The sequence below is a fragment of the Palleronia salina genome (assembly GCF_900141995.1).
Taxonomy (GTDB): domain Bacteria; phylum Pseudomonadota; class Alphaproteobacteria; order Rhodobacterales; family Rhodobacteraceae; genus Palleronia; species Palleronia salina.
The window spans coordinates 77,667-90,445 of sequence record NZ_FQZA01000006.1 but is presented as its reverse complement, the minus strand read 5'-3'; the positions used below and the strand labels follow the sequence as shown (position 1 = coordinate 90,445).

Annotated in this window: 16 protein-coding genes; 5 read left to right on the top strand and 11 right to left on the bottom strand. The window is 66.1% G+C overall.

Features of this window, described 5'->3' with window-relative positions; all coding sequences use genetic code 11:
* Nucleotides 1-18: 18 nt before the first annotated feature.
* From sdhA to sdhC, 3 genes are read right to left on the bottom strand one after another with little or no spacing between them, the layout of a single operon-like run.
* Nucleotides 19-1,821 (bottom strand): succinate dehydrogenase flavoprotein subunit, encoded by a 1,803-nt coding sequence (gene sdhA / locus BUB76_RS10430; protein WP_073128726.1) that lies wholly within the window; start codon nucleotides 1,819-1,821, stop codon nucleotides 19-21.
* Between the two features lie 13 nt (nucleotides 1,822-1,834).
* The gene (gene sdhD, locus BUB76_RS10425; RefSeq protein ID WP_073128725.1) at nucleotides 1,835-2,206 is read right to left on the bottom strand and encodes a succinate dehydrogenase, hydrophobic membrane anchor protein; all 372 of its coding nucleotides are present in this window, start codon (nucleotides 2,204-2,206) and stop codon (nucleotides 1,835-1,837) included.
* A gap of 11 nt (nucleotides 2,207-2,217) precedes the next feature.
* Nucleotides 2,218-2,601 (bottom strand): succinate dehydrogenase, cytochrome b556 subunit, encoded by a 384-nt coding sequence (gene sdhC, locus BUB76_RS10420; RefSeq protein WP_073128724.1) that lies wholly within the window; start codon nucleotides 2,599-2,601, stop codon nucleotides 2,218-2,220.
* A gap of 281 nt (nucleotides 2,602-2,882) precedes the next feature.
* Between sdhC and BUB76_RS10415 the strand changes: the two genes are divergently transcribed.
* Nucleotides 2,883-3,734 (top strand): bifunctional helix-turn-helix domain-containing protein/methylated-DNA--[protein]-cysteine S-methyltransferase, encoded by an 852-nt coding sequence (locus tag BUB76_RS10415; RefSeq protein WP_073128723.1) that lies wholly within the window; start codon nucleotides 2,883-2,885, stop codon nucleotides 3,732-3,734.
* A 125-nt stretch (nucleotides 3,735-3,859) separates the two neighbouring features.
* On the top strand, nucleotides 3,860-4,519 hold the full coding sequence (locus tag BUB76_RS10410; RefSeq protein ID WP_073128722.1) for a YiaD family glycine zipper/OmpA-like lipoprotein: 660 nt from the start codon (nucleotides 3,860-3,862) through the stop codon (nucleotides 4,517-4,519).
* Nucleotides 4,520-5,701: 1,182 nt separating this feature from the next.
* Here the strand turns inward: BUB76_RS10410 and BUB76_RS10405 are convergent.
* The 5 genes from BUB76_RS10405 to BUB76_RS10385 all read right to left on the bottom strand — a co-directional run bounded on the left by BUB76_RS10405 (nucleotide 5,702) and on the right by BUB76_RS10385 (nucleotide 8,275).
* Nucleotides 5,702-6,259: a F0F1 ATP synthase subunit B gene (locus tag BUB76_RS10405; RefSeq protein ID WP_073128721.1), complete on the bottom strand. Its 558-nt coding sequence runs from the start codon at nucleotides 6,257-6,259 to the stop codon at nucleotides 5,702-5,704.
* Nucleotides 6,259-6,810: a F0F1 ATP synthase subunit B' gene (locus BUB76_RS10400; protein ID WP_073128720.1), complete on the bottom strand. Its 552-nt coding sequence runs from the start codon at nucleotides 6,808-6,810 to the stop codon at nucleotides 6,259-6,261. The genes BUB76_RS10405 and BUB76_RS10400 overlap by 1 nt, the downstream gene beginning before the upstream one ends.
* A gap of 79 nt (nucleotides 6,811-6,889) precedes the next feature.
* On the bottom strand, nucleotides 6,890-7,126 hold the full coding sequence (locus BUB76_RS10395) for a F0F1 ATP synthase subunit C (protein ID WP_073128719.1): 237 nt from the start codon (nucleotides 7,124-7,126) through the stop codon (nucleotides 6,890-6,892).
* Between the two features lie 85 nt (nucleotides 7,127-7,211).
* Nucleotides 7,212-7,961, bottom strand: a complete 750-nt coding sequence (locus BUB76_RS10390; RefSeq protein WP_073128718.1) for a F0F1 ATP synthase subunit A — start codon at nucleotides 7,959-7,961, stop codon at nucleotides 7,212-7,214.
* A 2-nt stretch (nucleotides 7,962-7,963) separates the two neighbouring features.
* Nucleotides 7,964-8,275, bottom strand: a complete 312-nt coding sequence (locus BUB76_RS10385; RefSeq protein ID WP_373280052.1) for an AtpZ/AtpI family protein — start codon at nucleotides 8,273-8,275, stop codon at nucleotides 7,964-7,966.
* Between the two features lie 229 nt (nucleotides 8,276-8,504).
* Here BUB76_RS10385 and BUB76_RS10380 point away from each other — a divergent pair, with 229 nt between their 5' ends.
* Nucleotides 8,505-8,849, top strand: a complete 345-nt coding sequence (locus tag BUB76_RS10380) for an ArsR/SmtB family transcription factor (RefSeq protein ID WP_073128717.1) — start codon at nucleotides 8,505-8,507, stop codon at nucleotides 8,847-8,849.
* A 16-nt stretch (nucleotides 8,850-8,865) separates the two neighbouring features.
* On the opposite strand, the gene BUB76_RS17940 is transcribed toward BUB76_RS10380, so the two are convergent.
* The 3 genes from BUB76_RS17940 to BUB76_RS10370 form a co-directional block, all read right to left on the bottom strand.
* Nucleotides 8,866-9,033 (bottom strand): hypothetical protein, encoded by a 168-nt coding sequence (locus BUB76_RS17940; protein WP_175550295.1) that lies wholly within the window; start codon nucleotides 9,031-9,033, stop codon nucleotides 8,866-8,868.
* Between the two features lie 55 nt (nucleotides 9,034-9,088).
* Nucleotides 9,089-9,349 (bottom strand): hypothetical protein, encoded by a 261-nt coding sequence (locus BUB76_RS10375; RefSeq protein WP_139250845.1) that lies wholly within the window; start codon nucleotides 9,347-9,349, stop codon nucleotides 9,089-9,091.
* A gap of 186 nt (nucleotides 9,350-9,535) precedes the next feature.
* Nucleotides 9,536-10,408, bottom strand: a complete 873-nt coding sequence (locus BUB76_RS10370) for a LysR family transcriptional regulator (protein ID WP_139250850.1) — start codon at nucleotides 10,406-10,408, stop codon at nucleotides 9,536-9,538.
* A gap of 161 nt (nucleotides 10,409-10,569) precedes the next feature.
* On the opposite strand from BUB76_RS10370, the gene BUB76_RS10365 reads away from it, so the two are divergent.
* Complete coding sequence (locus BUB76_RS10365; protein WP_073128714.1) at nucleotides 10,570-11,028, top strand: hypothetical protein; 459 nt, start codon at nucleotides 10,570-10,572, stop codon at nucleotides 11,026-11,028.
* Between the two features lie 205 nt (nucleotides 11,029-11,233).
* The gene (gene ffh / locus BUB76_RS10360; protein ID WP_073128713.1) at nucleotides 11,234-12,727 is read left to right on the top strand and encodes a signal recognition particle protein; all 1,494 of its coding nucleotides are present in this window, start codon (nucleotides 11,234-11,236) and stop codon (nucleotides 12,725-12,727) included.
* The last annotated feature ends 52 nt before the right edge of the window (nucleotides 12,728-12,779 follow it).

The window sequence follows — 12,779 nt, the reverse complement described above, 5'->3', positions numbered from 1 at the left end:
GGAAAGCCCCCTGCCCGCTTAGTATACCCGCGCCTTCGGCTTGATCTTGTCCAGGTCGATGCCGCCCTCGTTGTGGCCCAGCAGCGGGTTCAGGTGCACCGGTCGGTACTCCAGCTTCACGCCGCCATTGACGTAGGCCAGCGTGTGCTTGCGCCAGTTCTCGTCGTCGCGGTCGGGGTGATCCTCCTGCGCGTGGGCGCCGCGGCTTTCCTTCCGGGCCTCGGCGCTGACGATGGTGGCCAGCGCGTTCGGCATCAGGTTGGTCAGCTCCAGCGTTTCCATCAGGTCGCTGTTCCAGATCATCGAGCGGTCGGTCACGCTGATATTGTCCAGCTTGTCGGCCACCTTCTCCATCTTCTTGACGCCCTCGGCCAGCGTCTCGTCGGCACGGAAGACGGCAGCGTCCTGCTGCATGGTCTTCTGCATCTCGAGCCGCAGCTCGGCGGTCGAGGTATCGCCCTTGGCGTGGCGCAGGCCGTCGAAGCGGGCCAGCGCCCCATCGACCGAGGACTGGTTCAGCGTGGGGTTCGACGAATTGCGGTCCACGACCTTGCCGGCCTGGATGGCGGCCGCCCGGCCGAACACCACGAGGTCGATCAGCGAGTTCGAGCCCAAGCGGTTGGCGCCGTGCACCGACGCGCAGCCGGCCTCGCCCACGGCCATCAGGCCGGGCACGACCCGGTCGGGATCGTCGGCAATGGGGTTCAGCACCTCGCCCATGTAGTTCGTCGGAATGCCGCCCATGTTGTAGTGCACGGTGGGCAGAACCGGGATCGGCTCCTTCGTCACGTCGACACCGGCGAAGATGCGCGCCGATTCCGAGATGCCCGGCAGGCGTTCCTGCAGCGCTTCTTTCGGAAGGTGGTTCAGGTTCAGGTGGATGTGGTCGCCGTCCTTGCCCACGCCGCGGCCCTCGCGGATCTCCATGGTCATGCAGCGGCTGACCACGTCACGGCTGGCGAGATCCTTGTAGGTGGGCGCATAGCGCTCCATGAACCGCTCGCCCTCGGAGTTGGTGAGGTAACCGCCCTCGCCCCGCGCGCCCTCGGTGATCAGGCAGCCGGCGCCGTAGATGCCGGTGGGGTGGAACTGCACGAATTCCATGTCCTGCAGCGGCAGGCCCTGCCGGGCCACCATGCCGCCGCCGTCGCCGGTGCAGGTATGGGCGCTGGTCGCGCTGAAATAGGCGCGGCCGTAGCCACCGGTCGCCAGCACGGTCATCTTGGCGTTGAAGACATGGATCGTGCCGTCTTCCAGGCACCACGCCACCACGCCCTGGCACTGCCCGTCCTCGGACATGATGAGGTCGATGGCGAAGTATTCGATGTAGAACTCGGCGTCGTTCTTCAGCGACTGGCCATACAGCGTGTGCAGGATGGCGTGGCCGGTGCGGTCGGCGGCGGCGCAGGTGCGCTGGACCGGGGGGCCTTCGCCGAACTGGGTGGTGTGGCCGCCGAAGGGCCGCTGGTAGATCTTGCCCTCCTCGGTGCGCGAGAACGGCACGCCGTAATGCTCGAGCTCGTAGACCGCCTTGGGCGCCTCGCGGGCGAGGTATTCCATGGCGTCGGTGTCACCCAGCCAGTCCGACCCCTTCACGGTGTCGTACATGTGCCACTGCCAGTTGTCGTCGCCCATGTTGCCCAGCGACGCGGCGATGCCGCCCTGCGCGGCCACCGTGTGGCTGCGGGTCGGGAACACCTTGGTGATGCAGGCGGTGCGCAGGCCCTGTTCGGCCAGGCCCAGCGTGGCGCGCAGGCCCGATCCGCCCGCGCCCACCACGATGGCGTCGTAGTTGTGGGTGGTATAATCGTAAGCGGCCATGGGAAACTCCCGTTCAGATCGCCAGCCGCACAAGGGCGAACAGCCCGGCGGCGATGGCGGCGTATGAGATGCAGGTGACCCCGGCGATCAGCAGGTGGCGGGTCAGCCCGTGCGAATAATCCTCGATCATGGTCTGGGCGCCGGACTTGAAGTGCACCCAGCCCACCGTGATCGTCAGCGCGGCCACGATGGCCGGAAACGGCTGAGAATAATATGCGACAACTTGCTCGTAGCCGCTGCCGAGCGCCGATCCGAAGGTGAAGATGAACAGCGGCACAAGGATCAGAAGGCCGATGGAGCTTTTGGTCATGGACCAGAAGTGATCGGTGCCGGACTTGGCGGATCCCAGCCCCTCGGCGCGCTTGCGGTCGGTCATGTATGCCATGGCGGGTCTCCTCAGATCACGAGCGCGGTCAGGATGGTCAGGACGACCGAGCCGCCGACGCAGGCCCAGCCGAGCTTCTCGGCGGTGGGCAGGTCCAGCCCCCGGCCGGTGTCCCAGATCAGGTGCCGCAGGCCCGTCAGCGTGTGATACCACAGCGCCCAGAGCGACAGGAACATCACCAGGTCGCCGAACCACGAGGTCAGCACCGCGTCGGCGGTGGCGAAGGCGTCGGGACCCATCGCGGCGGCGACGAACCACCAGGTCATCAGAAGGCCACCCACGATCAGACCGTTGCCGGTGATCCGCGTCAGGATCGACGTGATCGAGTTCAGCTGCGGACGGTAGATGGTGATATGCGGGCTCAGCGGGCGGTTGCCGCGGTTCACGTCGGCCATGGGACCTCCTTGCATCGGTGCGCGCGGCCGGGGCCGTCGCCGTTGCGTCATATCTAACGGTTTCCACGGCGCTGTCACGCCCGTTGGCGCATGGATTCACGGGCTAATTCGACGCAACGGTCGCTAACATGCGATTTGCGATCACACGCCCGGCGCGCGTGATCACAATTGTCGGCATCCCGGCCCGGGCGACCGCGCCCCCAATGCGCAACATCCGGGTCGCGCCACCGGCGCCGCGCGGCTAGATCTGGGACAACACCGATTTCAGGGGACCGCCCGCCATGACCGGCAGCACCGAAGACAGCTATTACTGGCCGATCATGCGCCGCGCCATCGACCGGCTGGATGCCGAGGACGGGCGCGACCTGACCCTGGCCGAGATCGCCGAAGAGATGAACCTGGCGCCCGCGCATTTCCAGCGCCTGTTCAGCCGCTGGGTCGGGGTCAGCCCCAAGCGGTTCCAGCAATACCTGACGCTGGGCCACGCCAAGCGGCTGCTGGACAGCCGCTTCACCACGCTGGCCACCGCCGATGCGGTCGGACTGTCGGGAGCGGGACGGCTGCACGACCTGTTCGTGCGGTGGGAAGCGATGAGCCCCGGCGAATACGCCCGGCGGGGTGCGGGACTCGAGATCACCTATGGCTACGGCGCGGGGCCGTTCGGGCGGATGCTGGGCCTTGCCACGCCGCGGGGCCTGTGCGGGCTGGCCTTCACCGAGGAGACCGGCGACGCCGCCGCGCTGGCCGACATGCAGTCGCGCTGGCCCGATGCGGTCTATTCCCGGGACGACGCGGCGCTGGCCCCGCACCTGCACGCGGCGGTGACCCAGGGGGCGGAAAGCGAGCTGCACCTCATCGGCGCCCCGTTCCAGATCAAGGTCTGGGAGGCGCTGCTTTCCATCCCCTCGGGCCATGTCACCACCTACGGCGAGATCGCGGCGCGCATCGGCAACCCCAAGGCCGTGCGCGCCGTGGGCACGGCGGTGGGCCGCAACCCGATCAGCTGGTTGATCCCGTGCCATCGCGCGGTGCGCAAATCCGGGGGCCTCGGCGGCTATCACTGGGGGCTGCCCGTGAAGCGCGCCATGCTGGCGGTCGAGGCGGCCCAGACCGGGTTCGCCCCCGCCGAGTGACCGGTTCCTTGCCGGTCGGGAAACCGGCAAGACTTCGCCAGACTGCGGATTCGGCGTGCACTGGGCGGTGCCTGTTCTATATTCGCCTGCGAGATGTGCGACTATTCCCCATCCATGAGGACACAATGCGAATTCTGAACACCCCGATCCTGCTGGCCTCGGCCAGCCTTCTGGCGCTGGGGGCCTGCGTCAACCAGCCCGCGACGGGCGAGCGCAATCGCGCCGCCACCGGCGCGCTTGTCGGTGCGGGCCTGGGCGCCCTGGCCGGCGCCACCCGCGAATCCGGCGATGACCGGCTGCGCAACGCCGCCGTGGGCGCCGTGATCGGCGCCGGCACCGGCGCCGTGGTCGGCACCTTCCTGGACCGCCAGGCCGCCGACCTGCGCAACAACTTCGCCAACGGCGAGATCGACGTCATCAACACCGGCAACGAGTTGATCGTGCGGATGCCGCAGGACATCCTGTTCGCCACCGACAGCGCCAGCGTCGCCCCCACCCTGCAAAGCGACCTGCGCGTCCTGGCCGCGAGCCTGAACCGCTATCCGCAGTCGCTGGTCGAGGTGCAGGGCCACACCGACAACACCGGCAGCGCCGCCTACAACCAGGACCTGTCCGAGCGTCGCGCGCAGTCCGTCACCTCGATCCTGCTGCAGAACGGCGTGGCTTCGGGGCGCCTGACCTCGGTCGGCTACGGCTTCTCGCAGCCCATCGCCAGCAACGCGACGCCCGAGGGTCGCGCGCAGAACCGCCGGGTGCAAATCATCATCCGCCCGATCAACCAGTAACGGTCCGGCGTGGCGCGCCCCAAAGCCGGGCGCGCCACGGCAGCCTGGACACGAAAAAAGCCCGGTCGCGCGATGCGGGAGCCATTCCGACTTGTAGGACACGCGCCCTACCAGCCTGCCGACCAAGATGTCGGCAGGCAATTGTTTTTACGACCTAACCTCACCCGATTCTTCCGCCATCAGGGAGTGCAACAGCGGGAAGATCGAACTTCCCGCGCGGTGGCCAGGATTCCAGTGCCGTGATGCTTGGTCCTACATCTCATTCATGGCCCAATGGATCGCACTTTCAATACTTCTTTCTGCGGCCCTACTCGGTATGCCCGGCACCGCTCAGTCTGAAGGCACGCGGACCTGGGAAATTGACGGAAATCCCGTGCTACGTGCGGGCGAAAATCCGTCACCGTGCTGGCAGCTGTGGGAAGGTGCCGTCCTGTGCCACCATGGGCGATGGACGCGCGACGACGACCCGCCCGGCCTTGCCAGATCCTCGTCGGCGAACTCCGAGGCGCGCAAGAACGGAGAGACTGCCCCTCGCCTTGAGTATCTCATGGACCCAAACAGCCCTGCCGCCAAGGTCTTCGCGGCCCTCAGCCACCCTATACCGCGCACCAAAGGAGTCATGGTGATCGACCCCCGTCTGAGTGATCTTCACACCGCGCTTCTCTACATTCGATACGAGGAGGTGCCCAGGGTTCTAAGGTCTGTTGTGGGTCCGAAGCCAGCGGGAACATCCACGACCCTCTTTATCGTCAGTGAAGCATTTCGAGCAATAGAGGCCGATCAAGACCACCTCTGGACCGTCCACTGGTCCGTCGACGACCCACCTAATGCTGAAGGGTTGCTGAACGCACTGCATGCTGTTGATGACCTTGTGGTTGAAACGTCTTGGCGTTGCCGGGAGGGCCCAAGAATAGGAGCGTCCCTGTTCGATTGCGTCGAAAGTCAGCCGCGACAAAATATCAGCAACTCTTTGAACAGCTTTCGCTGATCTTTCCCCTCATGATGCCAGCACAGGTTTTGACAAGCCCTCCATGCTCTCACGATCACCCGCACTAATCCTCGCAGTTCGCGTGACAGCATGACGAATGCAAGCGGGCGACAGTTCCCTGCCGCCCATGTCCTACAACTCGGAATGGCTCCCGCGATGCGGCCGGGCCTTTCTTTGTGGTCCGAAGAAGGTGGTCAGTGCAGCTTGGCGTCCACCGTCTTGATCGAGTCGTCGATCAAGGCGGACTGCTTGCCGCCGTCGATCTTCGAGCTCAGCACGTCGCGCGCGGCGGCGATGGCCACGTTAACCGCACGGTTGCGGACGCTGCGGATGGCGTCTTCCTCGGCGCTGGCGATCTGGTCCTTCGCCGCCTCAAGCCGCCGCTCCAGCGACGCCTCTAGATCGGCCTTGGCCTTCTCGGCCGACGCCTTCGCATCTTCCCGGGCGGCCGCGACGATGCGGTCGGCCTGGTTCTGCACGTCCTTCTGCTTGCGCTCGTAAGAGGCCAGCAGCGACTGCGCCTCTTCCCGCAGCTCGCGTGCCTCGGCCAGGTCCGACTTGATGCCCTCGGCCCGCTTGTCGAGCATGCCCAGAAGCATCTGCGGCACCTTGAAATAGACCAGGATGCCCAGGAACACGATGAAGCCGCAGGTCACGACGAAATCAGTGTTGGCCAGCGAGAAGAACGGGCCCGAAGCGGCCAGTGCGGGCGCCGGGGCCAGAGCCGCGGCCAAAATGGTCAGCTTGCGCATCACGCGGCTCCCTTCATCTGCTTCTCGACGGCGGCATCGGTCTGGCCCTGGTCGGCGTCGAAGCCCAGGCTCTCGACGACCGCGTAGGCGGTCTCCTTGGCGACCGTCTCGACCGATTGCATGGCGCCGTCGCGGATCTCGGCGATGCGCGCCTCAGAGGCTTCCATCTTCTCGGCGATCTCGGCCTCGGCGCGGGCGTTGGCCGCGTCGATCTCGGCCTGCATCTCGGCCTTGTTTTCCTCGGCGATGCGATTGGCCTCGGCCCGGGCATCCGCCAGCGCCTTCTCGTAGGCCTTCTCGGCCTCGGCCGCCTTCTGCTTCAGCTCTTCGGCCGCCGCGATGTCGTTCGTGATGGTGCCCTGGCGTTCGGCCAGGACCGACGCGATGCGCGGCAGGGCCACGCGGGACAGCACGAAGTAGATCGCGATGAGCGCGAGCACCAGCCAGAAGATCTGGTTGGGGAACGACTCGACGTTCAGCTGCGGCATGCCGGTGGCGTCGGCCGGCGCGTCGCCCGGTGTCAGGACCGCTGTGGTGGGTTCGGTTGCCATCTGTCTATCCTCGATATCCGATAACGCGACCGGGCGGACCTGCGCGGCCCGCCCAGCGTCTGCGGCAGATCGGGATCGCTCAGACGGCGAACATCAGCAGCAGCGCGACGAGGAACGAGAAGATCCCCAGGGCTTCGGCGAACGCGATGCCGATGAACAGCGTCGCGGTCTGGCCGGCGGCGGCCGACGGGTTGCGCAGGGCGCCCGACAGGAAGTTGGCGGCCACGTTGCCCACACCGAGAGCGGACACGCCGGCGCCGAGGCCCGCGATGCCGGCACCGATGAATTGACCCATGTTTGCGATATCGCCTTCCATGATCTTTCTCCTTGAATTGGAAGTTCGTGTCAGTGGCGGTGGGAACCGCCGGGATGCGTTTGGCGGGGTTCCCCCCCGCCGGTGCTCAGTGATGCGGATGCAGCGCGTCCTTCAGGTACACGCAGGTCAGGATCGTGAAGACGTAAGCCTGGATGAAGGCCACCAGAACCTCGAGCGCGTAGATCGCGGTGATGGCGAGGATCGGCAGGAACGAGAAGACACCCAGCGCCGCGGCGAAGCCCGCGAAGACCTTCAGCACGGCGTGGCCCGCGGTGATGTTGCCGGCCAGACGAACCGAGTGGCTGACGGGGCGCACGAAATACGAGATCAGCTCGATGATGGCGAGGATCGGGCGCAGCGCCAGCGGGGCCGAGGAGACCCAGAACAGGCTGAGGAACGAGGCGCCATTCTTGACGAAGCCCAGGACCGTCACGCCGATGAACACGGCCAGCGCCAGCACGGCGGTCACGGCGATATGCGACGTGGGCGAGAACGAGGTCGGGATCAGCGCCAGCATGTTCGCCATCAGGATGAACATGAACAGCGTCATGATGTAGGGGAAGTAGCGCACGGCGTCCTTGCCGGTCACGTCCTCCACCATCTTGTAGACGAAACCGTAGGCCAGCTCGGCCACCGATTGCGCGCGGCTAGGGATCACGGCCCGCCCGCGCGAACCCACGACCAGCAGCAGCACGGTGCAGACCACCGCAAGCGCCATCCACAGCGTCGCGTTGGAAACGGTGAACATGCCCAAGGGCCCATCGGAAAACAGGGGCTGGACCACGAACTGGTCCATCGGTGCGATGTTGAATCCGCCGTCGCTCGCTGTCGCCATGCTCAGTCTTCCTTCGTCTTGGGCGGCGCGTCAGTCGCCTCGGCCCCGATCTCTTTCGCGGTGCGCAGCATCACGTTGATGCCGGCGGCCAGGCCCAGCAGCACGAAGATGACGAGAAAGATCGGCATCGTCCCCAGGACCGTGTCCAGCCCGTATCCGATGCCGAAGCCGATCAGCAGACCGGCCACCAGTTCCGTCACCATGCGCCAGGCCATGTTGGCCATGGAATAGTGTTCGTCCGTCCTGGGCTTGGGATCCTGCGCCTTCCGCGCGGCCGCCAGCCGCTGCTCCAGCGCCTGCATCCGGTCCCGCATTTCGTCGTCGACCACCAAAAGCCCCTTCCAGACGCGCGGACCCTATGCCGGAGGCACCGGAATAGTCAAGGCGAGGGGAGCGCCCTCCAAGCCATTGACTTTCTTGGATTTTAGGCGCCGAAAGGATTCCCGGTTCACGGCCGGGCCGATGCCCCATATTCAACCCCGCCGTTGAGCATCGCGCCGGAACGCTTGACCGCCCTGCCCCGCGGTGCGACGAGACAAGACCATGACGGACAGGTTGGACCAGGTATTTGCCGCGCTCGCGGACCCCACGCGACGCGCGATCCTGTCGATGTTGCTGGAGGACGACATGGCGGTGACCGACGTTGCCGCGCCGTTCGACATCTCGCTGGCGGCCGTGTCCAAGCACCTGGCGACGCTCAGCCGCGCGGGCCTCATCGTGCAGGAGCGGCGCGGGCGCGTGGTGTGGTGCAAGCTCGATCCCGGCGCGCTGGCCGCGGCCAGCACCTGGATGCAGGGTTTCGGCCAGTTCGAGCCCGTGCACCTGGACGCCTTCGAACAGTTCCTCGCCGCGCAAAGCCTGGTCGAGGCGGACCGGGCGGGAGATTAACTCCCGCCGCGTCGCATCACAGGACGAACTGAACGATGGCGACGACGATGACGACAAGTCCGACGAGATAGATGATCTGGTTCACGGCTGGCGCTTTCTTTTGGGTCAGTCTGCGACGAAACGCCGCCGCGCCAGCGTGGTTCCCCGCCGCACCGGAGAGACCCCCAAAAACGAAAAAAAGCACCCGACCGAGGTGCTTTTTTCCTTTCCGGTCAAGCCTTGCCCTGGACGGGCGAGGATCAGGAGCCAGGAGCCGCCGTCGGCGTGGTGGTCGTGCTGGAACTGTCGTTGGCGATGATCGCCAGCAGTGCGGCAAACGCGATGGCGCCGCCGATCACGACACCGCTCTCGGCACCGCCGAGGCCAGCGAAGCCCTGAGGCCCGCTCGAGTTCGGCGCCAGCAGAACCGTCTGATCGTCGTCATCGGCGTCCTGAGCCAGCGCGGGCTGGGTGATGAGAAGCGCAGCGGTCAGGCCGATCGCAATTTTCTTGATGTCCATAATGGTCCCCTCGGTGTCGAAAATAATGGGGTGTCCAACACTATAGTTGTGGGCAGAAAACGACGCAAGTTCCCAAATCATGCAGGTGCAGAAGTAGCACGTTTTGGCCGGCCTGTCTGCTGCTTTGCGGCACGCTCGGCAGAAAGCCGCGCCTTCGCGGTAATTTTTCTTGACTGCCCGGGCGGCCTACCACGAGCGGCTGAGATCCTTGAGATAGGACAGCAAAGCCTGAACTTTGGCTGTTCTATGCAGATCCACATGGGTCACGAGCCACAGCGGCACGGCCCATTCCGGGCGTGACGGCGCCACCTGCACCAGGCCACCGATCTCGTTTGCACAAATTTCAGGCAGGAATCCCAAACCTGCACCGGCGGCGATGGCGTCCCGGATCACCCGATCGTCGGTTGCCCGGAATCGCCTGTTTTCCTGCGGTATGTTCGCGGTGAGCCAGCGGTGCGACGGGGCGCGCATCGATTCGTCATCATGGGCCACGAAGGTGTGCTGCTGTAGGTCTGCCTGCGATTCGGGCATGCCGCACCGCGCGACATAGGCTTCGGACCCGTAAAGCGCGTAATTCTGGTACCCGAATTTCTGGGCCACGTTGTCGGGCTCCTCGGGGGCGGCCCCCGCCCGGATCGCGACATGGGCCTCGCCGTACTCCAGCCGATAGACCCGTTCGTCGGTCAACGACCGCACCACCAGGTTCGGATGCTGCAACTGAAAATCCACCAGCGCCGGGGTGACCAGGTAGGAAAAGGCGCCCAAGGACGTGACGATCAGTTCGCCCTCGACCCCGTCGCCCTGCCCCTTGATCCGGCTGACGAGCTGGGCGAACTGGTCATCGGTCGCCTGCGCCACCTGCAGCATGTCCATCCCGGCCTCGGTCGCGGTGTAGCCGCGTGCGTGGCGCTGGAAAAGCTTCACGCCCAGCGTCGCCTCCAGCGCGTCGACATGGCGGATCACGGTGGCGTGGTGAACGCCAAGAGCCTCCGCCGCGCCTGAAACGGTGCCGAGCCGTGCCACGTGGTAGGCGGTTCTGATTTCATCCCAGGCTGTGATCGTCATGTGTGCGTCCGTGAACTGAATTGCCGTTTTCATAATTATACGTTTTTCAGCGCAGATCCAATCACCCCTTCGCGAAGACGGACACCGCGCGCCGGAACCGCGCGCTTGCGCCGCATGTTGGGACGCCAAAGCCGAAACCGGGAAAGGATCGCATCATGACACCAACGACCCGCAACATCGCCCTGGCCGCCGCCGCCGTCGCTCTGCCCGCCGCCCTCGCCGCCGCCGCCGGCCCCGAACGCATGCGCCGCCTGCCCGCCCGGGTGCGCGACGTCATGCACGACGACAGCGTCGAGGGTCAGCTGAGGCGGCTCGAATCGCGGCTGACCGATCTGGGCGACGACCTGGATTTCCACAGTGCCCGCAACGATCGCATGGCCGACATGGGTCGCATCGCCGCCATCGCGGGCGCCGTCCTGCTGGTGCCCGCCGCTTTGACCGCCTGGATGAACCGCGGCCGCATCGCCGACACGGCCCGCCGCTACCGCAGCACCGGCGAGGCCCCCGGCGGCGGTTTCGCCGATGACCTGGCCGACCTCGAGGACGACATCGAGGAACAGCGCGAAGACGCCTTCGAGGCCGTCACAGGCGCGGCGCAGGACATGCGCGACTGATCCCACGTGGCCCGCGCGGGTTGACACCACGCGCGGGCTTCTGCATACGCCCCGACGTATTCCGGAAGTCCCGTCACTTCCGGTCCCCCCGGTTTGCGGGGGGATCGCCTCCCACCAGCGCGTTGCGCCCGTGGGAGCGTTTGTCGTTTGGCCGGTCGGACCTTATCTGCGGGGATAGGTTCGCAAGACATTGAAAGGATCTCGCATGTTCGAGAATCTGTCAGAGCGCCTTGGCGGCGTGTTCGACCGGCTGACCAAGCAGGGTGCGCTGAGCGAGGACGACGTCAAGACCGCCCTGCGCGAGGTGCGCGTGGCCCTGCTGGAGGCGGACGTGTCGCTGCCCGTGGCCCGCGATTTCGTGAAGGCCGTGCAGGCCAAGGCCACCGGGTCCGCGGTGACAAAGTCGGTCACCCCGGGCCAGCAGGTCATCAAGATCGTCCATGACGAGCTGAAGCACGTGCTGGCGGGCGACGACCCCGACCCCGGCAAACTGCGCATCGACAATGCCCCCGCCCCCATCCTGATGGTGGGCCTGCAGGGCTCGGGCAAGACCACGACCACCGCGAAGCTCGCCAAGCGCCTGCACGAGCGCGAGCGCAAGCGCGTGCTCATGGCCTCGCTCGACACCAACCGCCCCGCCGCCATGGAACAGCTCCAGGTGCTGGGCCAGCAGATCGGCGTCGACACCCTGCCCATCGTGAAGGGCGAGACGCCGGTGCAGATCGCCAAGCGCGCCAAGCAGCAGGCGACGCTGGGCGGCTACGACGTCTACATGCTCGACACCGCGGGCCGGCTGCATATCGACGCCGAGCTCATCGCCCAGGCCGCCGAGGTGCGCGACGTCGCAAACCCGCGCGAAACGCTGCTGGTGGTGGACGGCCTGACCGGCCAGGACGCCGTGAACGTCGCGACCGAGTTCGACGACAAGATCGGCGTCTCGGGCGTGGTCCTCACCCGGATGGACGGCGACGGTCGCGGCGGCGCGGCGCTCTCCATGCGCGCGGTCACCGGCAAGCCCATCAAGTTCGTGGGCCTGGGCGAAAAGATGGACGCGCTGGAGACCTTCGAGCCCGAGCGCATCGCCGGCCGCATCCTCGGGATGGGCGACATCGTCGCGCTGGTCGAGAAGGCGCAGCAAACGCTCGAGGCCGAGCAGGCCGAGCGCATGATGAAGCGTTTCCAGAAGGGTCAGTTCAACATGAACGACCTGCGCCAACAGCTTGAACAGATGATCAAGATGGGCGGCATGGAAGGAATGATGGGCATGATGCCCGGCATGGGCAAGATGGCCAAGCAGGTGCAGGACGCGGGCTTCGACGACAAGATCCTGACCCGCCAGATCGCGCTGATCCAGTCCATGACCAAGAAGGAGCGCGCCAATCCGCAGATCCTCCAGGCCAGCCGCAAGAAGCGGATCGCCAAGGGTGCGGGGCTCGAGGTCAGCGACCTCAACAAGCTTCTCAAGATGCACCGCCAAATGGCTGACATGATGAAGAAAATGGGCAAGGGCGGCATGCTGAAAAAGGCCATGGCCGGCATGTTCGGCAAGGGCGGCCCCAGCGAGGAGCAGATGGCCGAGGCGCAATCCCAGCTCGGCAAGATGGGTGGCCCCGGCGGCATGGGTGGCATGGGTGGCAACCCCTTCGGCGGCGCGGGCGGCCTGCCCCCCGGCCTTTCCGGCTTCGGGAAGAAGAAATGAGACTGGGCCGCGATCTTCAGACGCGCAATGACGCCATCCGCCTGCGCCCCGC